This is a genomic window from Marinobacterium ramblicola, from assembly GCF_019084545.1.
In the GTDB taxonomy this organism is placed as follows: Bacteria; Pseudomonadota; Gammaproteobacteria; order Pseudomonadales; family Balneatricaceae; genus Marinobacterium_D; species Marinobacterium_D ramblicola.
This window is the reverse complement of the sequence record NZ_JAHREP010000030.1, coordinates 22,408-44,799: the sequence shown is the minus strand read 5'-3', so window position 1 is coordinate 44,799 and position 22,392 is coordinate 22,408. Positions and strand designations below refer to the sequence as shown.

The following is a 22,392-nucleotide window of genomic DNA, read 5'->3' as shown; positions in this document are numbered from 1 at the left end:
AAGAGGTATAGACAATGGGTAAACTGGCCCTCGTCGCGAAAATCACCCACGTACCCTCCATGTACCTGTCCGAACTGGACGGGCCGCAGAAGGGGTTCCGCCAGGCCGCCATCGACGGCCATATCGAGATCGGCAAGCGCTGCCGCGAACTCGGCGTCGACACCATCGTCGTGTTCGATACCCACTGGCTGGTCAACGCCGGCTACCACATCAACTGCGCACCGCACTGGGCCGGCAACTACACCAGCAACGAGCTGCCCCACTTCATCTCCAACATGACGTTCGAGTACGACGGCAACCCGGAGCTGGGCCGCATCCTCACCGAGGAGTGCAACCTGCAGGGCGTGGAAACCCTGGCCCACGATGCCACCTCGCTGGATCCCGAGTACGGCACCCTGGTGCCGATGCGCTACATGAACCAGGACCGTCACTTCAAGGTGATCTCGGTCTCGGCCATGTGCACCGTGCACTACCTGAACGACTCCGCCCGCCTGGGTTGGGCCATGCGCGAGGCGATCGAAAAGCACTACGACGGCACCGTGGCGTTCTTCGCCAGCGGCTCCCTGTCCCACCGCTTCGCCCAGAACGGTCTGGCACCGGAGTATGCCACCAAGGTCTGGAGCCCGTTCCTCGAGACCCTGGACAAAGAGGTGGTCGAGATGTGGCAGCGCGGTGACTGGAAAACCTTCTGCGAGATGCTGCCGGAGTATGCGGTCAAGGGTCATGGCGAGGGTTTCATGCACGATACCGCGATGATGCTCGGCGCCCTGGGCTGGTCCGACTACCAGGGCCAGGCGGAGATCCTGACCCCCTACTTCGGCAGCTCCGGCACCGGCCAGATCAACTGCGTGTTCCCGGTCACCCCGCAGGACGGCAGCGCCGTACCCGGCCCCCAGGCCTCGGTCGAGAGCGGTTTCGCACCGGGCGCCAGCCGCGTTTAATCCCCTGGCTGGATCGACTTGCATCCAGCCGCCTTCGTTGTGTGTTGTTTGGCTCCTTGGTCGGCCCGCGTTGCGGGCCGTTTTTTGTCTAGCCTCCCGGCCTAAATCGAGGGACCTGCACTTCATCTATATCAAGCCGAAAAGTGCGAATTCGGATACAAGCGACTTTTCGACATAAGCGATCGTCTGGTCGACATTAGCGATCGTCTGGTTTGGAATATCGAAGAGAGCAGGCGCGCTGCGCTCCTACTTCCCGCGGGCGTTCGCCTTGTAGATCGCCGCCATCGTTTCGCTGACCTGGCTGATGCTCGCCCGCTGCTCCGGCCCCAAATCTCGGTAGCAACTCAACAGCTGGATCTCTTCCGGCGACAGCTCGGGATCGACCCGTCGGGTACCGGTAATCACATACATCACGTCCACACCGATGGCCGCGACCGCCGCCAGATAGGCAGCATCGGGCTGACGGTCACCCTTTTCGTAATTGAACTGGGTGGTTTTCGAGACGCCGGCGAGTTTGCCGAATTCGAACTGGTTAAGTCCCAGACGAACCCGTTCCTCTTTGATACGATCACCGATATTCAACAATTCGAATACTTTTGTATTTACAGGACAACAAAAATTGAATTAACATGACGAATAACCGGTCATTACTAATAGTTACTCACTGTTACTCACCGAGCAGGATTCTAGGCGATGGATACCCGCAACACCATAGCCGGGCGGAAAAGGAAACCGCGACTCCAGGCAGTCCTACCTCCGCATGACTTCGCCCGCCTCGAAGCTCTCGCCGCCCGTGAAGGGCGCTCGATCTCAGCAATGGGTGCACGACTCATTCACGAAGCCTTACAGGCACGTGACGCCACACCCTCAACATAGCCTCCTTGTGCATACGCACCGATAGAGTGAGTCATTGAAATGGAAGACACGACCCAAACTCTGCAACAGCGGCTCGACAGAATCGCGACACAGCTTCATCAGCTGGATCCAAACCACCATTCCGCCCTACTGTTCAGCTTTATCGGTACCATCGAGGGCGCGACTCAATTCCAGCCCTACCAGATGGTAAAAACTATCGACCTGCTGGAGAGGGTCGTGAACGATATCGCCGAGGCCGCCGGTACCCAAGCCTGAATCCGGATCAGCGATACGCTCGTTCACAGATCGAGCCGGGGACAACAAAGTAGTTATCCGAATACGCCAGATGTGTATGATGTTGCCTTGCATTAAGTAACCGAGTGCGGCCCGGGGATCAGCCATCTACCGCAGTATCCAAACTCCCGCTGCCCCCAGCCTACGCAGTTGACAGGACAGGTGACATGAATCTAGCTGAGCCAGGACAGGCGACGATCAGGATCAAGAATCTGCGCTTGCGCACCTTCATCGGTATCAACGATGAGGAGAAGCAGAAGCAGCAGGACGTGATCATCAACGTATTGATGCACTACCGCGTCGATCCCGCCATCGAGCATAACGATATCGACCATGCGCTGAACTACCGCACCATCAACAAGGCGATCATCAGCCACGTGGAAAACGGCCACTTCCTGCTGCTGGAGAAGCTGGTCAGCGAGGTGCTGGAGATTGTCATGCGCGATCCCAAGGTGTGTCACGCCCAGGTCGAGATCGACAAGCCGCATGCGCTGCGCTTTGCCGACTCGGTCTCCATCACCCTGTGCGATCAACGCGACTGACACGGAGCCCCTCTGGTGCTGGTCGAAACCGAGATCAAACTGCGTATCACCCCTGAGCTGGCCGAGCGGATCACCGCGCATCCGCTGGTCAGCGAGCGCTTGAGAGGCGGCTGGAGCCGCCTCGAGCTGTTCAACCAGTACTACGACACCGAGGATCTGGCGCTGGACCGTGCCGCTCTGGCGTTGCGTCTGCGTCGCGATGGTGACCAGGTGATCCAGACCCTGAAGGGGCGCGGCGACAGCGTCGCCGGGCTGTCGGTACGCAACGAATGGGACTGGTATCTGCAGCGCGAAGCCCTGGCACTGGACCTGCTGCGAGCGTCCGAGCTGCCAAGAGTAATGCAGGAGCTCGAGCTTGACCGGCTGCAACCGCTGTTCAGAACCGACTTCACCCGCACCAAGGCGATCCTGTGCTGGCAGTACCAGGGCGAGGAGGTGGAGATCGAACTGGCGGTGGATCGTGGTGAGGTGATCGCCCGCGACAGACATGCACCGCTATCGGAGCTGGAGCTGGAACTTCGCTGCGGGCCGCAACAGGCGCTGCTCGATTTCGCCCTGAGCCTGGCGGAAACCCTGCCGCTGCAGCCCTGGGATAGTGCCAAGGCGGAGCGCGGCTACCGGCTGATCGATCCCAGCCGGATACCGAGACTGTCGCCGCTGAGTGGCTGGTCCCTGAACCAACCGGCCAGGCAACTGATGCTGGCGGTGGCCGAACGGCTGACCGCCCGTGCGGTATGTTGGAGCGAGCGGCTCTATCTGGACGACGGCTTAGCCATCCAGGGGCTATTGCACACACTGGAGCAACTCTCCGCGCTGATCGGGCTGCAGTCCAGCCTTGAGTTGTTCTCGCCCATACTGAGGGAGGTTACAGCAAACCTTATCCACAGGCTGGAGTCTGTTAACAACGAGGATAGCCGCACATGGCATGCAGTGTTGGAAAGCGATCCTCACTGGGGATGGCTGATACTGAGCCTGGCCCAGGCACAACTCCAGCCGGTACAGCAGAGCGACGCTGGCCACAGCTGGCTGGACGGCACCCAACCGTGCAACCCGTCGGAAGCCACACTGATAGAGACGATCCGGGAGGGTGCTCATGACTGATCCCCTAACCACCGCCGACAGCGCCCCCTGCGTGCTGATCACCGGTGGCGCTCAGCGTCTTGGGCTGCACTGCGCCCAACGTCTGGTGGAGGATGGCTACCGGGTAATGATCACCTGCCGTCATCTGCGGCCACAGTGGCTGTCAGCCCCTCTGCCAGGGATAGAGGTGATCGAGGCCGACTTCTCGACAGTGGCCGGGGTGCAAGCACTGATCGACCGGCTCGATGCCCGGCAGATCCGCCTGCGCGCACTGATCCACAACGCCTCCGCCTGGATGGCGGACGACACGTGCGGCGAGGCGTTCCAGCAGATGTTTGCCGTGCATATGCAGGCGCCCTATCTGCTCAACCAGGCTGCCCGCCGCTGGTTCGTGCCGGATCAGCCCGCCGATATCATCCATATGACCGATTACGTAGCTCAGCGTGGGGCACGCCATATCGCCTATGCCGCCACCAAGGCCGGGCTGGAGAGTCTGACCCTGTCCTTTGCCGCCGCACTGGCACCGCAGATCAAGGTCAACAGCATCGCGCCCTCGCTGATCCTGTTCAACGAGGACGACGATGCGGCCTATCGCGCCAAGGCGCTGGCCAAGTCCGCACTGGGGATAGAACCGGGACCCGAGGTGGTCTACCAGGCGGTGCGCTACCTGCTCGACAACCCCTATGTCACCGGCAGCTGCCTGGAGCTGAACGGTGGGCGCAACCTGCGCTGAGGCCTCACCTCGGAAGCCTCAGACAACCTCGACGTAGCCCATCAGCCCGGTCTTCATGTGGTCCACTACGTGGCAGTGGTACATCCAGCGCCCCGGATTGTCGGCGACGAAGGCGACCCGGATCCGCTCATACTTGCCCAGCAGCGCGGTATCGCTCTGGTAGGAGTCGATCTGACGACTGTCCGAATCCAGAATCGTAAAGGTATGGCCATGCAGATGGATCGGGTGGTGGTACTGGGTGGCGTTCTCCAGACTGAAGATATAGGTCTTGCCCCGCTCCAGCCGTGCTAAAGGTGGTGGAATATGCCCGTCGCTCATCCCCTGCCAGGCCACCCGGTTGATGGTCCAGAACACCGGGTGCATCTCGCCGTTTTCATTGACCGGGTTGATCGACGCATCCCACTCGAAGGCGAAGCTCAGCGTCTCGGCGTTGTCCAGATCGGGCGGGGGTATCGGGTTCATCGGCAGGCGCGGCAACCGCTGTGCCCTGGCATCCCCCTCAGCACTGATCAGACTCAGCAGCGGCTTATCCCGGTGCGTAAAATGTACCTGCTCACCGAGCGACTCAGGCGCCATCAATCCCAGATCCAGACGCATGCCGGGGCCGATCAGGTACCCCGCCAGGGGTCTGGGCTCGGCCAGCGGGTTGCCGTCGATCGCCAGGATCTGTACCTCGGGGTCTGAGCAGTTCAGCTCGTAGGTCAGGGTGTTGTCCACATTGGCAAAGCGCAGGCGCACGGCGCCCCCGGCCGGAACCTGGTAGTGCGGATTCTGCTCACCGTTGATCGTCATCAGCCGCCCCGGCGTACCCATGCGGGCGGCTTCGCGCGGCTTGCTCAGTACCGTGAAGGCGCCATCCGGTGTCACGTGCCAGTTTTTCATCGCCAGCGCGAGATCCAGATCGAATCCGGGATCCTGCTCCTCATCGACGATCAGGATCCCCACCAGTCCCTTGCCCAGCTGTTCGATACTGTTCATGTGCGGGTGGTACCAGAAAGTACCGGCGTCCGGCGGCGTGAACTCGTAGACGAAGGTGTCGCCCGGCTGGATCGGCTTCTGGCACAGGAAGGGCACGCCATCCATATCGTTGCGGATGCGCAGGCCGTGCCAGTGGATTGTGGTCGGTTCGGCCAGACGGTTGACCACCTCGATCCGCACCGGCTTGTTCTGCCGCGCCCGGATCACCGGTGCCGGGAAACCGCCATTGAAGCACCAGGCCGGGGTACTCGTACCCTCGATCAGACCGATATCGGCGGGCTCGACGATTAGTTGGTAGTCCAAGTCGTCTGATGAGGTGTCGGCCAGTACCAGCCGTGGTATCTGGGTGGCGGCGGCCAGGGCCAGGCCGGTTTGGAGGAAGCGTCGTCGGTTCAGGATCGTCATAGGCTCACAGCATCAACAGCATCAAAGAGGAAAACGAGTTCCATTGATGATAATAATTATTATTTTCGTCGATACAATATTAAAAACCTGACCTGTCTCATCGAACCTCAACATAACATCGGTCGAAAGTGCGAAAGCGGACCTGATCATGCGCCTGGACGGTCCCCTGCTGTACTGGCAGCCATCGCCGATCTATGCAATGCTCGCCACTTCTGTAATACCGCTTACATGGACAGAGTTGCCTATGCTCGACATCCAGAATGTCACCGTTTTTCAGCAGCAGACCCGGGTTTTCGACGGTTTTTCACTGCGAATCGCGCCCGGCGAGCGGGTCGCCATTCTCGGCCCCAACGGCGCCGGTAAAAGCACCCTGCTGAAGCTGATCAGCCGTGAGCTCTACCCGGTGGAGCGCGAGGGCAGCCATGTCAAACTCTATGGCAGTGAGCGGGTCAACCTCTGGCAGCTGCGCAGCCGCATCGGCTTCGTCTCCCACGACCTGCAGGAGGACTACACCCCCTACACCACGGCGCTGGAGGTGATCGTTTCCGGTTTTTTCGGTGCCGTCGGCAGCCACGATCACCTGCGTCCAAACGAGACTCAGATCGAACGAGCCAAGGCGCTGATGGAGCAGCTGGGGATGACCGACTACAGCAACACCATGTTCCAGCGCCTCTCCACCGGCCAGAAACGGCGCCTGCTGCTCGCTCGCGCCCTGGTCCACGAGCCCGAGGCACTGATTCTGGATGAGCCCTCCAACGGCCTGGACATGGGTGCCAGCCTGAACATGCTGAGCCTGCTGCGCAATTTCTGCGGCGAAGGCCGCACCATGCTGATCGCCACCCACCATGTGGATGAGATCATTCCGGAGATCGACCGCGTGGTGCTGATCAAGCAGGGGCAGGTGGTGGCCGATGGGGAGAAAGAGGAGGTTCTGACCACCGAACGCCTGTGCGAGCTGTACCAGACCGAACTGAGCCTTAGCACTCAGGACGGCTGGTACCGCTGCTGGCACGGTTGAGGCGGTCGGCGCTAGATCTTGAATGCGCTGACCACCGAGCCAAGCTCAGTGGCCTGGGACTGCAGCTGGATAAACTCTTCGCGCATCTCCCGCACCTCCGCAGAGGCCCGGTCCGAAACGCTGCTGATCGAACTCATATGCTGGTTGATGTCGTTGGCCACGGCTGACTGCTCTTCGGTGGCCGCCGCCACCTGCTCGGCCATCAGGCGGATATTGGCGATCGACTCGACCACCTGTGACAACGCGGCGCCGGCCGTATCGGCCTGCTTGACCGCCACCTGAGACTCCTCATAGCCCCGCTTGATCGCCGCGTTGGCAGCGGACGCGTTGGCCTGAAGCTTTTCGATAATCTGCTGGATGTTGGCGGTGGAGTCGTGTGTCTGCTGTGCCAGACTGCGCACCTCATCGGCGACGACGGCAAAGCCGCGCCCGGCATCCCCGGCTCTGGCGGCCTCGATAGCGGCATTCAATGCCAGCAGATTGGTCTGCTCGGAGATCTGCCGGATCACCTCAAGCACGGCCCCGATAGACTGACTGTCATCGTTCAGCCGACCGACCACCTCCGTCACGCCGGCCACATGTTCGGCCAGGTTGCGAATCCTGGCGATCACGTTATCCACCTCCTGTCGTCCCGAATGGGCGACACCATCCACATGGTTGGCCGAGTCGGAGGTGGAGGCCACATTGTGTGCCACCTCCTCCAGGCTCTTCGCCATCTCATGCACGGCGGCCACCACGGTATCGATCTCGTGCTTCTGTTCATAGACCTCGCTGGCCATCAGTTCGGCTCTGGCGGCGGTCTGCTCGGTGGCGCTGGATACCTGGCGGCTGGCGGTGGAGGTCTTATGCACCAGCTGCTGAATCAGTTCGACAAAGGCGTTGAAATTAGCGGCAAGGGTACCGATCTCATCCTTGCGCTGCATCTGGATCCGCGCGGTAAGGTCGCCATCGCCGTTGGCAATCTCATCCATGCGTTGGGAGATGAAATTCAGCGGGGCGATGATCCGTGCCAGCAACAGCATACCAACCGCCAGCATCAGTGCGGCGATGATCAAGCCACCGATCAGCATCATGTTGCGTGCACCGGAGGCCACCTCGGTGGAGGAGTTATCCACCTGTACCCGTATCGCCTGCGCCCTCTCGGACAGCAGATCCAGTTGCTGCAGCACGCCGCCCATCGCCTGCGCCAGCACACCCTCAAGATCCACCAGCGCCGCCTGGTCGATCAGCTGACGGCTTTTGATTTCAAACAGTGCCTGCTCATCGCCCACCAGGGTCGCCAGCGTCAGCTTGTACTGCTCGGCCAATGCCACCGCCTTCTGCTGCAGTTTCTCATCCTCATGCAGCAACGCCTCCAAACGCTCGAGGTTAGTCGAAAGGGATTCGCTCAGCGGAGCCAGATGATCCGTCTTCAGCGCCTCCAGCTCAGCAGGGTCGTTCACCAGCATGATGCGGCGCGACAGCGCCGTCAGCTTGACCATATCCACGCGCACCAGCTCGCTGACCGTCAGCGCTTTCGGCAGATTGCCGAACACGATCTCACGGAAACCGGCGCGCAGGCTGTCTATCCCTTCGCTACCGGTGTCTCGCAACCCTCTGACTTCACGCTCAAACTGGCGGCTATGGCGGGTCACCAAAAAACCGAGATCCTTGGCCAGCCCCTCGATCTGGCCGACGCTGGCACCGGTCTGCGTATCGATCTCTCCGATCAGCTCCGGCATCCGCTGCTGCAGCCGCAGAATCGCCAGCGACTGCTCGTAGAGCAGACCGCCCAGACGTCTGAATCCTTCGAACCTCTCGGCCAGGGTGTCCAGATCCGCGCTCAACGCCTCCTTTTGAGCACTGGGCAGATCGAGTTGGGCGATGATCTCTTTATCTTCGGCCAAGGCCTGTTCGAACTGGGACACATCGGCTTCGCTGCCGATCTGCTCCAACTGCTCGGCGGAGGACGCCGACAGCATCCGGCTGTTGTGCGCCAACACACTGCCCACAGACTGGCTGATATTCCGCCCCTGGGTTTCGAACAGCGCACTCAAACTCAAATCACGCTGATTGCTGCTGAGTGTGCCGATCGCTTTCAGTGCGATAGCACCAAACAACACCAGCGAAAGAATGTTGATGATCAGGCCTGCAATCAGGGATTGTTTTATCGTTATATTCAACTTCATCGCCAAAATGCACTCCGTTCATTAGTGCGCGTCCCGAGGGAGCGACGCTTCGACTGGTTATAGCCCTAGACTGGTGCACTATCCAGTTCGGGGCATGAACCACATCTGTGCACAAATCCTCTACCGAAAAGATACGGCACAGTAGAATCTATCGCAAAAATACACCAATAGAGAATAACAGCACAGCATATAAGTTATATACAGGCACAATTCGGGCCAGCTTGAGTATAAAAAGTCAAAAATAGAGGGAAAGCCCCGGAGGCGACCCTGTAATCCTCAGAATCCAAGCGGCGCGTACTGCGCATCAGCTAAAACGAAACTGGCCTGGCCAGTCTCTATGGTTGAACACCTGCCCTTCGCGGCGCACCTTCGCCAAGGTGTCGAGATCCAGCTCGGCCACCACCCAGCCCGGCGTGTCAGCCCGGCCCTGCGCCAGCACGCCGTTGTCGGGATAGCCGTAATCCACCGGGGTGTAGATCGCGGCACGACCGCTGTTGATATCCACCGCCTCGGACCAGTCGGCACGGCCGATGGTGGGTGACTGGGCGACAAAGCACTGGTTCTCCAGCGCCCTTGCCTGGCAACCGATACGCACTCGGTTGTAACCCGCCTCGGTGTCGGTACAACTGGGTACCAGAATCAGGTCGGCGCCCCGCTCCACCTGGGTGCGAGCGATGATCGGGAATTCGCTGTCGTAGCAGACGCAGACGCCCACCTTGCCGAACTCGGTATCCAGCACCCGAATCTCCTGTCCTGCGCTGATCAGCCACTGCTCCGACTCGAAGCGGGTCATCTGCAGTTTATCCTGGTAATCGCGCGAACCATCCGGACGAAACAGCCAGGCACGGTTCAGGTAGCGGCCGTCGTTCTGGCGCACCGGGAAGGTGCCGGCCAGAATATGCAGCTGATGGCGACGAGCCTGCTCGCTGAACAGCTCGATAAACGGCTCATGCAGGCTTTGCAGCGCCTCCAGCTGGGCCGACAGCGAACGATACACCGCGGGCGCGAACAGCGACGCCAGCTCCATGCTGAAATACTCGGGGAAAAGCAGGAAGTTAGCGCCAAGCCCCAGGGCGGAGTCGACCATCTCCTGGATCTTGGCCCGGTAATTGTCCCAGCTGTCGATAAACTCAATGGGATACTGGGCCGCGGCCAGGGTCAGGGGTCTGCTCATGACAAAGCCTTCAAGTAGAACTGCATAGGTTTGTCGCTCGCTTCAGCCCGGTCAATGTCTTTCCAGTTGAAACCGGTGATCAGGTCCGGACGCGGAGCGTAGCCGAAATGGCACCATATCGGATCCAGCGGCTGGTAGTCAGCCGGCCGCAACGGGTGGTCGTCGGGGCGCTGTACCGCACAGAACACGCAGATGCGCATGCCCAGCCGCTCCGCCTGGCGCTCCCGTTCGCGGAAGAAGCGGCGGTAAACACCGCTACCCCGATACTCCGGCAGCAGCACCGACTCGGCACAGTAAAAGATCGAGGCGGTGTCGATTCCGGCCTGTTCGAATGGTCGGCGGAACTCGGCTGTTTCATCGCTCAGCGCCAGCCCGGTGGAGGCGCCGACCACCCGCTCGCCATCGAGCGCCAGCACGCAGACGGCGGAATCGCTCTCGACGTAGGTGCGCAGATAGTTCGCCTCATACTCGAGAGAACCGTCGTACAGATAGGGAAAATCGCGAAACACCCGGATGCGCAGCGCCGCCACATGCTCGAGCCAGGGCTCGAGTTCAGCGCCGCGCAGGGTCAGTATGCTGATCTCATCCATGCGCAAAGTTTAGCTAACCTGCGCAATCCAGTCATTGAGGTTGTAGTAGTTGCTGATGCGGGCGATCTGGCCGTTGCGCACCTCGAAGAAAGCCCCCGCGGGCAAACGGTAGGTCTGCCCCTTCGCCGGCGGCAGCCCCTCATCGTCGGCGATATATTCACCATGCACAACGAACTCGGCCGCGGCCCGGCTACCGTCCGGGCTGCTCATGATCACGATCTCCGCCAGCTGTTCCCGGTAGCAGCGGTTCATCTTGTCCATGAATGCAGCAAAGGCCTCGACGCCGATTTGGCGCTCACCCTGGTTGATATCATGCACCACATCACTGCTCAGCAGGCTCAGGAAACTGTCCATATCGCCCTGGTTGAAGGTGCGGTAATACTCGAAAATCAGCGCTTCGGTCGCAGCTCTGCTCATGGTCGATCTCCGGCAGACAGAGTTTTGGAGTTAAACGACGATAGTGCATGAAGCCGATAGGCTGTACGTGTCTGAATGCGACATTCTCTAGTCGGATGACTCCGCTCCCGCCGACTCGAATGGTTCGGATTCGGGCCAGAGCAGACGTTGCGCACGACCGCCCTCACGAAAGCCAAAACAGGTACCCATGACCATCGCCTTCTCCTCGTCCGACCTGTTGAAGCCTGGCGTATTCTGCAGATGATAGCCACGGATGGTCTGGATAGCGGCGGTGGCCAGCACCGGCAGCAGTTCCGTCAAGTGGGTGCAACCGGTCACCCTGCCGATCGCCCTCTTCGCCTCCTCCATCCAACCGGAGCGGATCTTCAGTCCGATCAGCGCGGCATACTGCCGGGCTGCCATAGGGCAGTCCTGATAGGGGGTATCGGCCATCACCGCGCGCGCATCAACGATGCACAGCTGGTCATCGACCGTCAGTGTCAGCGTCATATGATGCAGAAAGCCACCGGTCGGAATTCTGCCGCGGTCGGGCAGATCGATCGCATAGCCTTTGGTATCGGCAAGAACGCCCTCGACCTCCCACAAGCCATCGTCACGGCGATAGCCCTGCACGTCGATACTGCGTTTGTGCAGCGGGGTACGTTTAACCGGCGTCACCACGTCGTTCATTCAACACATCCTCTAACATATACAAACACCACAACTGTTTAATACCTAACAGTCAGGCCAAATACAACGCCCTCAGGGCTGGCTGCAGCACCAATAGGCCGCCAGATTACGCCCGCTGAGCTCCAGGTTGCGCTCGGCATCGGCCAGCGCCTCCTCCAGCGTCGATACTCCCGGCAGGATCGGGAACACGGCACGAATCCCCTCCTGGGCAAGCCGATCGAGCACCGCGAGTTCGGTCGGTACCGAGCCACCCAAGGCGACACAGGGCACTCGGCATCGCATCGCCCGACGCGCCACCCCCACCGGCGTTTTACCGCGCGCGGTCTGCCCATCGATCCGCCCCTCTCCAGTGATCAGAAGATCCGCCCCCTGCAGATGCCAATCGAACTCCACCGCATCGAGGATGATCTCGATCCCCGGTTTCAGCTCCGCATCGAGGAAAGCCAGGAAAGCGGCGCCCAAGCCTCCCGCGGCCCCGGCCCCCGGAATCGACGCGACCGAAAGGCCCAGGCAGCGCTGGATCAGCTCGGCATAATTGCTCAGTGCTGCATCCATCCGCGCCACCAGCACCTCATCGGCGCCCTTTTGCGGACCGAAGATGGCAGACGCGCCCTCAGCTCCGGTCAGCGGGTTATCCACATCACAGGCGACCTCAAACCTGGCCTCGGCCAACCGTGGGTCCATTGTGCTGATATCGATATGCGCCAACTGCGCCAGCCCCGCGGCGCCGGGGCCGATCGCCGCGCCCCGGGCATCGAGCAAGCTGACACCCAGTGCCTGCAGCATGCCGGCCCCACCGTCATTGGTTGCACTGCCGCCAAGGCCGACGATGATGTGACGGGCTCCTGAGTCCAGCGCGGCCAAAATCAGCTCGCCGGTGCCCCGCGTCGTGGCGCGCCAGGGGTCACGCGCATCGCGCGGCACCAGATCCAGGCCGGAAGCCGCGGCACACTCGATCACCGCTCTCGTTGCATCGATGCGACCCCAAACTGCCTCTACCGGCGCGCCCAACGGGCCGGTGGCCCTGCAGCGCACCATTTCGCCGCCAGTAGCCGCCACCAGCGCCTGGGTGGTGCCCTCGCCGCCATCAGCCAGCGGCAGCTCGACCAGCTCGGCCTCCGGCATCACACTGCGCCAGCCGTCGGCCAGCGCCCGTGCAACCCGCTCCGCACTGAGGCTCTCCTTGAATGAATCCGGCGCGATCACTACTTTCATCGATACTCTCCTGTCCAGCAGACTGGCCCAACGACGCTCTCCCGCTCTCACCATCAGCAGAGGGTTGGCCTGGCAACGCGAAGGCTTGCATAATCGCTTCCACCCTACCCTGTATTGACGCACCGAACCATAACAAGAGACCCGACATCACCATGATCCAGCTAGCCGCCAACCTATCGCTTCTGTTCACCGAACACCCCTTTCTGGATCGTTTTGCGGCTGCCGCCGATGCGGGCTTCCAGGCGGTGGAAACGCAGTTTCCCTATGCCTGGCCGGCTGAACAGCAAGCCCAGGCGTTACAGCACCTCGGGCTGAAGCAGGTGTTGATCAACCTGCCCGCGGGCGACTGGGACAAGGGGGAGCGCGGTATCGCCTGCCACCCGGACCGGGTCGAGGAGTTCAGGACGGGAGTCGAGCGCGCGATCGAGTACGCTCAGGTGCTGGGCTGCACGCGGATCAACTGCCTGGCGGGCATACAACCGGAAGGGGTCAGTGAGGAGCAGGCGCAGGCGGTGTTTGTCGCCAACCTGGGCTATGCGGCAGAACAGCTGGCATCGGCAGGGATCGAACTGGTCATAGAGGCGATCAACACCGTCGATATCCCGGGCTTCTTCCTCCACTCCACCGCCCAGGCCGCTGCAATTATCGACCGTGTGGGCGCCAGCAACCTGGGCATCCAGTACGACATCTACCATATGCAGATGATGGGTGAGGATACGGCCGGGATGCTGAGCGCGCACCGGGAGCTGATCAGGCATATCCAGATCGCCGATGCCCCGGGACGGCATGAGCCGGGCACGGGGCAGATCGACTATTCAGGCCTATTCGAGCTGATCGAACAGAGCGGCTATCGCGGCTGGGTCAGCTGCGAATACCTGCCGGCTACGGATACCCTCAGCGGTCTAGGCTGGATCGAGCGGTTCAGCCTGACACGCTGACCGCTCCGCCCCGGCTCAGGCCTGCCTGTTGCGGGCGGACCAGAACTGCTGCGCCAGCTCACCGAAGCTGGTCGCAATCGACAGCATGTTGCGGCTGGTCGCCGAACTCTGCTCCACCGCACTCAGGTTCTGCTCCGACATATCGCGGATACTGAACACGCTGCGGTTGATCTCGTCGGCCACCGCGCTCTGCTGCTCGACCGCTGCCGCAATCTGCGCACTCATATCGCTGATCAGCCGGATCGACTCCAGCACCCGATCCAACGAGGCCACCGTCTCGCCGCTCTGTTCAGCACATAGGTCCGCCCGTCGACGCCCCTCCGCCATCGCTTCCACAGCCCGGGCCGAGCCACTCTGCAGCCGCTCGATCATGGCGCGGATCTCCTCGGTTGAGGTCTGAGTCCGGGTCGCCAGTGAGCGCACCTCATCGGCCACCACGGCAAAGCCGCGCCCGGCATCACCGGCACGGGCCGCCTCAATGGCGGCGTTGAGCGCCAGCAGATTGGTCTGCTCAGCGATCTCCCGTATCACGTCGAGAATAGAGGAGATATTGCGACTGCTTGCCGCCACATCCTGGATCACCTCCGCGGCACGGGCGATCTCCTCCTTCAGGGCGCCGATCGAGAGCACACTGGCATCGACCACCGCCTTGCCGCTGGACACCGCCCGCAGACTGTTGCCGGCGGCCTCGGAGCTGTTCTGGGCGCTGGCCGAAACCTCCTGGATGCTGGAGCTCATCTGATCCACCGCCGCTGCAACCCGGTCGGTTTCGGAGAACTGCTGGCGCACTCCATCCCGCGACTGCACCACCGCGGCACTGAGACCCGATGCCCCCAATGTCAGCGAGCCCGATGAGTCGGAGATACGGCCGATCAGACCGGCGGTTTCCGACTCCAGCATCTTCATCGCCAGCTGCAGCTGGCCCAGCTCATCCATGCGCCCGGTGTAGACATACTGTGCCACCGGGTCGTGTACCACACGCTGCGCCTGTGCAACCAGGGCCCTGAACGGCTTCAGCGCCAACAGGGTTGCCGCCATCGAGGTCAATGCGATCGCGGCAAAGATCGCCAGCAGTTGAGTCTCGGCGCCCATGACAAAGGCCGCCAGAGCACCCAGCAGCAGCGGCAGCAGCGCACACAGGAGCAGACGTGAACCGAAGGCGAGGCGCACCCCGCGCAGACTGGCGGGCACCTGGCCCGCATTCAGCTTCGTATAAAGCTTTTCCGCCCGTGCGACCACCTGGCGCTCCGGCTTGCGCCGCACCGACTGATACTCCTCAATGCGACCGTTGCGCTCGATCGGCGTGACATAGGCGTCAACCCAGTAGTGGTTGCCGTTCTTACAGCGATTTTTGACCACCCCCATCCACGAATGACCGTTCCTGACCCGGGTCCAGAGGTCCCTGAACGCCGCCGACGGCATATCTGGGTGGCGAACCATGTTGTGATTACTGCCAAGCAGCTCTTGCTGAGCAAATCCGCTGATTCTGACAAAATCCTCGTTGACGTAGGTGATGGATCCCCTGAGGTCCGTCGTCGAGAGAATATTTGACGAAGCGGAGTAATCATCCTCTATTTGGGTAACGGGTAGATTCGTTTTCACGGTGAAGAACCTGCTACTGCTTCAGATCACTTAGGTTGTCGGAAAGGCGACAAAAATCACCCCTGTCTTAATAAGGATATTGCAACAACAGGGCCATCCTAAGGGTTAATCTATTGAACTCCCAACGCTTTCAAGAGCTTGTCTGTATATCCTGACACTGATCAAGCCCGCGCCACGACAGACCATTCATTTGCTGGAGGTAAACTGCATCTTTTTGACGCGGCCGGCTCAACAGCCCGCACCAAAACGGGTTCACCTCCAAGATAGAGGCAGCGAAACGGGTTCAAGCGCCCAGATAGGCTTCGATCACACGCCACTGCTGCAGTTTTTGCTCGCGGGACAGCGACGCATGGGCCGGACTGGTGGAGGGCAAACGCAGGATCTCAACACGCCCCTGTAGCGCGCTGATCAACTCGGGCCACTGCTTGCAGAGCAACTTGTAAGCTGTCGCACCGTTGCAGCCAATTAGACGCAGTTGCGGCAAACGCTCGATCAGCTCGGCCAGATCATTCGGTTCGATGGAGTCTCCGTGTATGCTGCTGTCCAGACTGCCGGGCCGAAAACAGCGACCGATCACATCCCAAAGCGCAACGCCGGACGCGTTGAGCGCGGCAACGCGCTGCTCATAGGGCAGCTCGGCGGGGAAGCCACACAACTGCGCCATGATCGGCCAGAAGGCGTTGCGCGGATGAGCATAATACTGCTGCGCATTCAAGGATGCGGTGCCGGGCATGGAGCCCAGGATCAGCACTCGCGCATCCTCCCGCCACTGGGGCAAAAATGAAACCGCTTCCGACATCAACCACACTCCAACAGATCCTTGGTATTCCGACGCTGTGACGCCGGACGGGATAGGCTATCATATTGCCCTTTCGACAGGATTCAGCGACAACAGATGGCGACATACGCGGTAGGCGACATTCAGGGGTGTTACGACGAGTTCATCGGTCTGCTCGACAAGATCGGCTTCGGCGACAAGGACCGGCTGTGGATCGCCGGCGACCTGGTCAACCGCGGCCCAAAGTCCCTGGAGGTGCTGCGCTTCGTCAAGCAGCTGGGCCCCCGTGCTCGTTGCGTCCTGGGCAACCACGACCTGCATCTGCTGGCGATCCACCACGGCACCGCCAGCGGCAAGCGCAAGGATACCCTGACCCCGGTGCTCGAGGCGGAGGATCGCGACGAGCTGATGCATTGGCTGCAGCAGCAGCCGCTGCTGGTGGACGACAAGGCGCTGGGTTATGTCATGACCCACGCCGGCATACCGCCGCACTGGTCGCTGAAACAGGCCAAGAGCCTGGCGCATGAGGTGGAACAGGTGCTGCGCAGTACGCTGGCCAACGAATATTTCCGCCATATGTATGGCAACCAGCCCGACAGCTGGAAAGACAAGCTCAAGGGCTGGGAGCGGCTGCGCCTGATCACCAACTACTTCACCCGGATGCGTTTCCTCACCCCTTCGGGCAAACTGGAGTTCAGCGCCAACGGCGGACTCGATACCCAACCCGAGGGCTACTTCCCCTGGTATGCTCTGCCACGGGAGCGGAAGCTCAATCGCACCCAGCTGTTCGGTCACTGGGCCGCACTGGGCAGCACCGGCCGGGAGGAGGTGATTGCGCTGGACACCGGCTGTGTCTGGGGCAACAAGCTGACCGCCGTGCGCCTGGAGGATGGCGAGCTGTTCAGTTGCGGCTGTGCCGGCCATCTCGATTTCAACCCATGACACTTACCCCTTAAACCCTAACCCTTAACCCCTAACCGATAGGACGCCGACCATGGATCAATACCGCTGCATATCTTCCCAGGAGGCTGCCGATCTGATCGATCAGGGCGCCGCCATCGTCGACATCCGTGATGCGCAGAGCTACTTCGGCCTGCATATCAAGGACGCACTGAACCTCAGCAACGACAACCTGCATGACTTTATGGCCGAGGCCGATATGGAAAAGCCGCTGATCGTCTGCTGCTACCACGGCATCAGCAGCCAGTCCGCCGCCGGCTTCCTGGTCCAGCAGGGGTTCGAGGAGGTGTACAGCCTGGATGGCGGTTTCGAAGCCTGGCGCGCCGCCTTCCCCGACCGCTGCGAGCGCTGAGCCCCAACCGGTGAAGATCTATCTGGTGGGCGGAGCCGTGCGTGACCGGCTGCTCGGCCTCAAGGTCAAGGACCGGGACTGGGTCGTGGTTGGCGCGACGCCCGAGCAGATGCTGGATGCCGGCTTCAAGCAGGTGGGTAAGGATTTTCCTGTCTTCCTCCACCCCGACAGCGGCGAGGAGTACGCCCTGGCGCGTACCGAACGCAAGTCGGGCAAGGGCTACACCGGGTTCGAGTTCTACGCCAGCCCCGAGGTAACGCTGGAAGAGGATCTGTGCCGACGCGACCTGACCATCAACGCCATCGCCGAAGACAGTGAAGGCACACTGATCGACCCCTATGGCGGCCGGCAGGATCTGCAGCTGCGCATTTTGCGCCATGTCTCCCCCGCCTTCAGCGAAGACCCGTTGCGCGTGCTGCGCGTGGCTCGTTTCGCCGCCCGCTTTGCCGACCAGGGCTTTCATATCGCGCCCGAGACCCTGGAACTGATGCGCGAACTGAGCGCCGGCGATGAGCTGTCCCACCTGACCGCGGAGCGGGTCTGGCAGGAGTTCGAACGCGCGCTGGCGACCCGATCACCGCTGACCTTCATCGAGGTGCTGAACGCCGTTGGCGCCTGCGACCAGCTGCTGGCCGAGCTGTGTGGGCTGGACACCACCGATGCCGCGCAGCGCGCGGCGGCTTTGTCCGCTGCCCACTGCACTGCCGAGCAGCAGTTCGCCCTGCTGATGACGATCGCCACGCAAGCTGAAACAGACACCGATGCGCTCGAGCGCATCGATGCAATGTGCCGACGAATCAAGGCGCCTAACCGCTATCGCGACCTGGCGCTGCAGCTGCGGCGCTGGCACCTGGCCCTGTCACACTTCGAATCACTCGATTCCGGTCATCAACTGCAGCTGATCAAACAGCTGGATCTGTTGCGCCGTCCCGAACGGCTGACCCAGCTGGGCCCCTGTGTCCAAGCCTTGCATCCAGAGTTGGAAATCGTCGCCCCCTTGCTGGAGCCACTGCTGCAACAGCTGCATACACTGTCGCCACGGCAGTTGATGACGGAAGGGTTCAGCGGCAAGGCGCTGGGGGAGGAGCTGGAAAGACGCCAGTTGGCGATCTGCGCCGGACTCTCTACGCCGGACTAGCGGCCGGGGGCCGGGAATCAGTCGCCCGACGCCTGACAGGGGTCATCGGCATCCGCTGAGGATATGGAGCGACCCTCCCACTCAAAGGCGACCGGCCACAGCTTCTGCTCCGAACTGTAGGCTCGCCAGAGGTCGGCAAAGCAGGTTTGCTCCTCCGGGTGAAGCCAATCCGGCACCAGCTCGGCCAGCGGCCTCAGCACGAAGGCGTTTTTCAGGATCTCGGCGCGGGGGATCTGGATACCGTCAAAAAAGCCGACGCTGTCACCGAAGCAGAGAATATCGATATCCAGCGGCTGCTCGCAGCGGCGCTGGCCACGCTCACGACCGACACTGTCCTCCAGCGACTTGAGCCAGGCGGACAGTGCCCTTAACGGCAGCGGGCTGTTCAGCGCGACCACCAGATTGAAATAGTTTTCGGCGCGCACACCCACCGCCTCACTCTCAAACACCCGGGACACCCGCAACGGCCCAAAGTGCTCCTGCAGCGCATCCAGCGCGGCGCGGATATTGGCGTGGCGGTTGAGATTGGAGCCCAGGCCCAGGAGTACGGCTGTCATCAGGCCAGCGTGCCTCGCTCGATGCGCACACCGACGGTACGGGCGGCCGGTACGGCACCGGGCTTGTTCAGCTCCAGACAGAGCCAGGGCACGGAGAACTCACTCATCACCAGTGCCGCCAGCTGCTCGGCCAGGGTTTCGATCAGCAGGCAGTGGTTGGCCTGCACATGCTCGATCACCCGGTCGGATACGCTTTTGTAGTTCAGCGCCGCCTCGATATCTTCGCTGCGCGCCGCTTCGGATATATCCCAAGCCATCTCGAGGTCGATCACCAAAAGCTGAGGCGTTACCCGCTCCCAGTCATAAATACCGATGATCGTTTCCACCTCTAAGCCACGTATGTACACTCTATCCATTGGACTAACCTGGAGATCTGTGAGGAATGCCGGGAAACCTGACATCGATCGGCGCGCTGATGATCGGGCTGGCCTATCTGCTCGGTTCCATCCCGACCGCTGTGTTGGTGTGCAACTCTATGGGCATAGCAGACCCTCGTCAACAAGGCTCTGGCAACCCGGGCGCCACCAATGTGCTGCGCATCGGCAATAAAACCGCGGCGGCACTGACCCTCCTCGGCGATATCGGCAAGGGTGCAGTCGCCGTCGCACTTGCCTATCTGGCCGGGCTTGCAGGATCCGCTCTGGGCCTCTGTGCGCTGGCCGCTGTGCTGGGGCACCTCTACCCGATCCACGGCGTTGCCCAGGGCGGCAAGGGGGTCTCGACCACGCTGGGCGTCAGCCTGGTGCTCAGTCCGATATTGGCACTGTGCCAGGCCCTGAGCTGGATCACACTGTTCGCGCTGACCCGTATCTCCTCCGTCGCCTCACTGATTACGGCTCTGCTGACCCCCCTCTATGCCTGGCTGCTGCTGCCGGAACTGGTCGGCATCCTGACGCTGATCGCCCTGCTGCTGGTGGCCCGCCATGCGCGCAATATCCGCAACCTGCTGCACCACGACGAACCTAAGCTATAAGTCTCAGATCGCCGGCAGGGTATCCATCGGCCAGCGCGGACGCGCGAGAATGGTCAGATCGCTCTGCTGCCCCGCGAGCAGGCGCTGGCAACCGGCATAGGCGATCATCGCACCGTTGTCGGTACAGAATTTGGGCCGGGCATAGAATAGTTTCGCCCGCTCCTTCTGCAATGCCGCCGCCAGCTTTTCGCGCAACCGCGCATTGGCACTGACCCCACCGGCAATCACCAATTGCCGATATCCGGTCTGCTGGATGGCACGACGACACTTGATCGCCAGCGTATCCACCACCGCCTCCTCGAAGGCGGCCGCGATATCGGCCAACGTCTGCGGATCGATATTGCCCTGCTCATCGCGCTGATCATTGACCGTGTTCAGGGTGAAGGTTTTCAGTCCGGAGAAGCTGAAGTCGAGGCCCGGACGGTCGGTCATCGGCCGCGGGAAGGTGAATCGGCTGCGGTCCCCCTGCTGTGCCAACTTGGCGATCAGCGGGCCTCCGGGATAATCCAGCCCCAGCATCTTGGCCGCCTTGTCGAACGCCTCGCCGGCGGCATCGTCGAGCGACTCGCCGAGCAGGCTGTAGCGGCCGATCCCCTCAACCTGGACCAGCTGGGTGTGGCCGCCGGAGACCAGCAGCGCCACGAACGGAAACGCAGGCGGCGTCTCCTCCAGCATCGGCGCCAGCAGGTGCCCCTCCATATGGTGCACGGCGATCGCCGGGATACCCAACGCCAACGCCAGCGCCCGACCGGTCGAGGCCCCCACCATCAGTGCGCCGATCAGGCCGGGTCCTGCGGTATAGGCGATGGCATCGATATCAGACAGGGTCAGACCGGCCTCCGCCATCACCTCGCGGATCAGCGGAATCAGCTTGCGCACATGATCACGCGAAGCCAGCTCCGGCACCACACCGCCGTACTCGGCATGCATCTCGACCTGCGAGTAGAGCGCATCGGCCAGCAGCCCCTGTTCGCTGTCGTACAGTGCTACGCCGGTTTCATCGCAGGAGGTCTCTATACCCAGTACACGCATCTTTTCTGGCCTTTCGTGGTCTCAACTTTACAGAGGTGCGGATTATCCCATCTCCTTAGGGGGCTGTGAACAACCTCCTTTACTTCCGCAGCCAGCCTGACTAAAATTTGCGGCCTTATTCTCTAGGCTAAGCTTAACAGGCAAGCTGAAAGGATAAATAAGCGAAACCCAAACCCAAAACTAAGGTGAGAGATCAATGCCTGCAGTTAAAGTTAAAGATAACGAGCCGTTTGACGTAGCTCTGCGTCGTTTCAAGCGTTCCTGCGAAAAAGCCGGTATTCTGGCTGAAGTCCGTCGTCGTGAGTGCTACGAAAAGCCGACCACCATGCGTAAGCGCGCAGCTGCTGCAGCTGTTAAGCGTCACGCCAAGAAAGTTCAGCGCGAAAACGCTCGCCGCGTACGCCTGTACTGATCATCTGCTTCAGCAACAGTAATAGCTGAAGCAGATTAGCAATACTTGTAATCGATACCCGACGTTAGAACGGCAGGATAGGCATGTCTGACCTCAAAGCGCAGATTACCGAACAGATGAAAGACGCCATGCGCGCCAAAGACAAGGCTCGCCTCGGCACTATCCGTCTGATCCTGGCCGATATCAAACGCATCGAAGTGGATGAGCGTATTGAGCTCGACGATGCCCGGGTACTGCAGGTGCTGGACAAGATGGTCAAGCAGCGCCGCGATTCGATTGCCCAGTATCTGGCGGCTGAGCGCCCAGAGCTGGCGGACAAGGAGCAGCAGGAGCTGGAGGTGATTAAAACTTTCCTGCCGCAGCCTCTCAGTGATGAAGAGATCAACGCAATTCTCGATGATGCCATCGCCAGCACCGGCGCCAGTTCCATGGCCGACATGGGCAAGGTGATGGGCATAGTCAAACCCAAGATTCAGGGTCGCGCCGATATGGGCGTGCTTTCCAATCTGGTAAAAAGCAAGCTGGTAAAAGCGAAGCTCTGACGCTAAGCTCTCGCTGCCAGTCGACAGCG

At 61.2% G+C, this 22,392-nt stretch carries 27 protein-coding genes; 14 read left to right on the top strand and 13 right to left on the bottom strand.

Annotated features, from left to right (window positions below):
- The first annotated feature begins 14 nt into the window (after positions 1 to 14).
- Positions 15 to 941: a 3,4-dihydroxyphenylacetate 2,3-dioxygenase gene (gene hpaD, locus KQ940_RS19470; RefSeq protein ID WP_217415651.1), complete on the top strand. Its 927-nt coding sequence runs from the start codon at positions 15 to 17 to the stop codon at positions 939 to 941.
- Between the two features lie 246 nt (positions 942 to 1,187).
- On the opposite strand, the gene KQ940_RS19465 is transcribed toward hpaD, so the two are convergent.
- Positions 1,188 to 1,523 (bottom strand): helix-turn-helix domain-containing protein, encoded by a 336-nt coding sequence (locus tag KQ940_RS19465; protein ID WP_217415649.1) that lies wholly within the window; start codon positions 1,521 to 1,523, stop codon positions 1,188 to 1,190.
- Positions 1,524 to 1,634: 111 nt separating this feature from the next.
- Between KQ940_RS19465 and KQ940_RS23255 the strand changes: the two genes are divergently transcribed.
- The 5 genes from KQ940_RS23255 (at position 1,635) to folM (ending at position 4,445) form a co-directional block, all read left to right on the top strand.
- Entirely contained in the window at positions 1,635 to 1,817 is a 183-nt protein-coding gene (locus tag KQ940_RS23255; RefSeq protein ID WP_217415647.1) for a ribbon-helix-helix domain-containing protein, read from the top strand.
- Between the two features lie 39 nt (positions 1,818 to 1,856).
- On the top strand, positions 1,857 to 2,072 hold the full coding sequence (locus KQ940_RS19455; protein ID WP_217415645.1) for a hypothetical protein: 216 nt from the start codon (positions 1,857 to 1,859) through the stop codon (positions 2,070 to 2,072).
- 185 nt (positions 2,073 to 2,257) lie between these two features.
- Positions 2,258 to 2,632 (top strand): dihydroneopterin triphosphate 2'-epimerase, encoded by a 375-nt coding sequence (gene folX, locus KQ940_RS19450; RefSeq protein ID WP_217415643.1) that lies wholly within the window; start codon positions 2,258 to 2,260, stop codon positions 2,630 to 2,632.
- A gap of 15 nt (positions 2,633 to 2,647) precedes the next feature.
- Entirely contained in the window at positions 2,648 to 3,733 is a 1,086-nt protein-coding gene (locus KQ940_RS19445) for a CYTH domain-containing protein (RefSeq protein WP_217415641.1), read from the top strand.
- Positions 3,726 to 4,445 carry a dihydromonapterin reductase gene (gene folM, locus KQ940_RS19440; protein WP_217415639.1) on the top strand — a complete coding sequence of 240 codons (720 nt, stop codon included), beginning with the start codon at positions 3,726 to 3,728 and terminating at the stop codon, positions 4,443 to 4,445. Before KQ940_RS19445 ends, folM begins: the two co-directional genes overlap by 8 nt.
- 18 nt (positions 4,446 to 4,463) lie before the next feature.
- Here folM and KQ940_RS19435 read toward each other — a convergent pair whose 3' ends face one another.
- Complete coding sequence (locus KQ940_RS19435; RefSeq protein ID WP_217415637.1) at positions 4,464 to 5,828, bottom strand: multicopper oxidase family protein; 1,365 nt, start codon at positions 5,826 to 5,828, stop codon at positions 4,464 to 4,466.
- 244 nt (positions 5,829 to 6,072) lie between these two features.
- Between KQ940_RS19435 and KQ940_RS19430 the strand changes: the two genes are divergently transcribed.
- Positions 6,073 to 6,846 carry an ABC transporter ATP-binding protein gene (locus tag KQ940_RS19430; RefSeq protein ID WP_217415636.1) on the top strand — a complete coding sequence of 258 codons (774 nt, stop codon included), beginning with the start codon at positions 6,073 to 6,075 and terminating at the stop codon, positions 6,844 to 6,846.
- Positions 6,847 to 6,857: 11 nt separating this feature from the next.
- On the opposite strand, the gene KQ940_RS19425 is transcribed toward KQ940_RS19430, so the two are convergent.
- The 6 genes from KQ940_RS19425 to KQ940_RS19400 all read right to left on the bottom strand — a co-directional run bounded on the left by KQ940_RS19425 (position 6,858) and on the right by KQ940_RS19400 (position 13,079).
- On the bottom strand, positions 6,858 to 9,014 hold the full coding sequence (locus KQ940_RS19425) for a methyl-accepting chemotaxis protein (protein WP_217415634.1): 2,157 nt from the start codon (positions 9,012 to 9,014) through the stop codon (positions 6,858 to 6,860).
- A gap of 304 nt (positions 9,015 to 9,318) precedes the next feature.
- Positions 9,319 to 10,188 (bottom strand): carbon-nitrogen hydrolase family protein, encoded by an 870-nt coding sequence (locus tag KQ940_RS19420; protein WP_217415632.1) that lies wholly within the window; start codon positions 10,186 to 10,188, stop codon positions 9,319 to 9,321.
- Positions 10,185 to 10,778, bottom strand: a complete 594-nt coding sequence (locus KQ940_RS19415) for a GNAT family N-acetyltransferase (protein ID WP_217415631.1) — start codon at positions 10,776 to 10,778, stop codon at positions 10,185 to 10,187. Before KQ940_RS19415 ends, KQ940_RS19420 begins: the two co-directional genes overlap by 4 nt.
- A 9-nt stretch (positions 10,779 to 10,787) precedes the next feature.
- Positions 10,788 to 11,195 (bottom strand): ketosteroid isomerase-related protein, encoded by a 408-nt coding sequence (locus KQ940_RS19410; protein ID WP_217415628.1) that lies wholly within the window; start codon positions 11,193 to 11,195, stop codon positions 10,788 to 10,790.
- Between the two features lie 87 nt (positions 11,196 to 11,282).
- Complete coding sequence (locus KQ940_RS19405; protein ID WP_217415625.1) at positions 11,283 to 11,864, bottom strand: DUF2889 domain-containing protein; 582 nt, start codon at positions 11,862 to 11,864, stop codon at positions 11,283 to 11,285.
- 72 nt (positions 11,865 to 11,936) lie between these two features.
- Positions 11,937 to 13,079: a glycerate kinase family protein gene (locus tag KQ940_RS19400; RefSeq protein ID WP_217415623.1), complete on the bottom strand. Its 1,143-nt coding sequence runs from the start codon at positions 13,077 to 13,079 to the stop codon at positions 11,937 to 11,939.
- A gap of 152 nt (positions 13,080 to 13,231) precedes the next feature.
- Here KQ940_RS19400 and hyi point away from each other — a divergent pair, with 152 nt between their 5' ends.
- Positions 13,232 to 14,017 (top strand): hydroxypyruvate isomerase, encoded by a 786-nt coding sequence (gene hyi / locus KQ940_RS19395; RefSeq protein WP_217415621.1) that lies wholly within the window; start codon positions 13,232 to 13,234, stop codon positions 14,015 to 14,017.
- A 15-nt stretch (positions 14,018 to 14,032) separates the two neighbouring features.
- Here hyi and KQ940_RS23120 read toward each other — a convergent pair whose 3' ends face one another.
- Together KQ940_RS23120 and KQ940_RS19385 are read right to left on the bottom strand one after the other, a co-directional pair.
- Positions 14,033 to 15,619 (bottom strand): methyl-accepting chemotaxis protein, encoded by a 1,587-nt coding sequence (locus KQ940_RS23120; RefSeq protein ID WP_343222695.1) that lies wholly within the window; start codon positions 15,617 to 15,619, stop codon positions 14,033 to 14,035.
- A gap of 283 nt (positions 15,620 to 15,902) precedes the next feature.
- A complete protein-coding gene (locus tag KQ940_RS19385; protein WP_217415618.1) occupies positions 15,903 to 16,418 on the bottom strand; it encodes a DNA-deoxyinosine glycosylase in 516 nt (171 codons plus the stop codon).
- 96 nt (positions 16,419 to 16,514) lie between these two features.
- On the opposite strand from KQ940_RS19385, the gene KQ940_RS19380 reads away from it, so the two are divergent.
- Genes KQ940_RS19380 through KQ940_RS19370 form a run of 3 tightly spaced genes read left to right on the top strand, consistent with a single transcriptional unit; the run spans position 16,515 to position 18,847 of the window.
- Positions 16,515 to 17,339 carry a symmetrical bis(5'-nucleosyl)-tetraphosphatase gene (locus KQ940_RS19380; protein WP_217415617.1) on the top strand — a complete coding sequence of 275 codons (825 nt, stop codon included), beginning with the start codon at positions 16,515 to 16,517 and terminating at the stop codon, positions 17,337 to 17,339.
- Positions 17,340 to 17,391: 52 nt separating this feature from the next.
- On the top strand, positions 17,392 to 17,709 hold the full coding sequence (gene glpE / locus KQ940_RS19375; protein WP_217415614.1) for a thiosulfate sulfurtransferase GlpE: 318 nt from the start codon (positions 17,392 to 17,394) through the stop codon (positions 17,707 to 17,709).
- 10 nt (positions 17,710 to 17,719) lie between these two features.
- Positions 17,720 to 18,847, top strand: coding sequence for a tRNA nucleotidyltransferase/poly(A) polymerase-related protein (locus KQ940_RS19370; protein WP_217415612.1), 1,128 nt, complete (start codon positions 17,720 to 17,722; stop codon positions 18,845 to 18,847).
- 17 nt (positions 18,848 to 18,864) lie between these two features.
- Here the strand turns inward: KQ940_RS19370 and folK are convergent, their stop codons facing one another.
- Positions 18,865 to 19,404 carry a 2-amino-4-hydroxy-6-hydroxymethyldihydropteridine diphosphokinase gene (gene folK / locus KQ940_RS19365; protein ID WP_217415611.1) on the bottom strand — a complete coding sequence of 180 codons (540 nt, stop codon included), beginning with the start codon at positions 19,402 to 19,404 and terminating at the stop codon, positions 18,865 to 18,867.
- Positions 19,404 to 19,760 (bottom strand): dihydroneopterin aldolase, encoded by a 357-nt coding sequence (folB, locus tag KQ940_RS19360; RefSeq protein ID WP_217415609.1) that lies wholly within the window; start codon positions 19,758 to 19,760, stop codon positions 19,404 to 19,406. The genes folK and folB overlap by 1 nt, the downstream gene beginning before the upstream one ends.
- Before the next feature lie 26 nt (positions 19,761 to 19,786).
- Between folB and plsY the strand changes: the two genes are divergently transcribed.
- Positions 19,787 to 20,377 (top strand): glycerol-3-phosphate 1-O-acyltransferase PlsY, encoded by a 591-nt coding sequence (plsY, locus tag KQ940_RS19355; RefSeq protein ID WP_217415608.1) that lies wholly within the window; start codon positions 19,787 to 19,789, stop codon positions 20,375 to 20,377.
- Between the two features lie 3 nt (positions 20,378 to 20,380).
- On the opposite strand, the gene tsaD is transcribed toward plsY, so the two are convergent.
- Complete coding sequence (gene tsaD / locus KQ940_RS19350; protein WP_217415606.1) at positions 20,381 to 21,409, bottom strand: tRNA (adenosine(37)-N6)-threonylcarbamoyltransferase complex transferase subunit TsaD; 1,029 nt, start codon at positions 21,407 to 21,409, stop codon at positions 20,381 to 20,383.
- 196 nt (positions 21,410 to 21,605) lie between these two features.
- On the opposite strand from tsaD, the gene rpsU reads away from it, so the two are divergent.
- Together rpsU and KQ940_RS19340 are read left to right on the top strand one after the other, a co-directional pair.
- Positions 21,606 to 21,821 carry a 30S ribosomal protein S21 gene (rpsU, locus tag KQ940_RS19345; protein WP_217415604.1) on the top strand — a complete coding sequence of 72 codons (216 nt, stop codon included), beginning with the start codon at positions 21,606 to 21,608 and terminating at the stop codon, positions 21,819 to 21,821.
- 83 nt (positions 21,822 to 21,904) lie between these two features.
- A complete protein-coding gene (locus tag KQ940_RS19340) occupies positions 21,905 to 22,363 on the top strand; it encodes a GatB/YqeY domain-containing protein (protein WP_217415603.1) in 459 nt (152 codons plus the stop codon).
- Positions 22,364 to 22,392 lie beyond the last annotated feature (29 nt).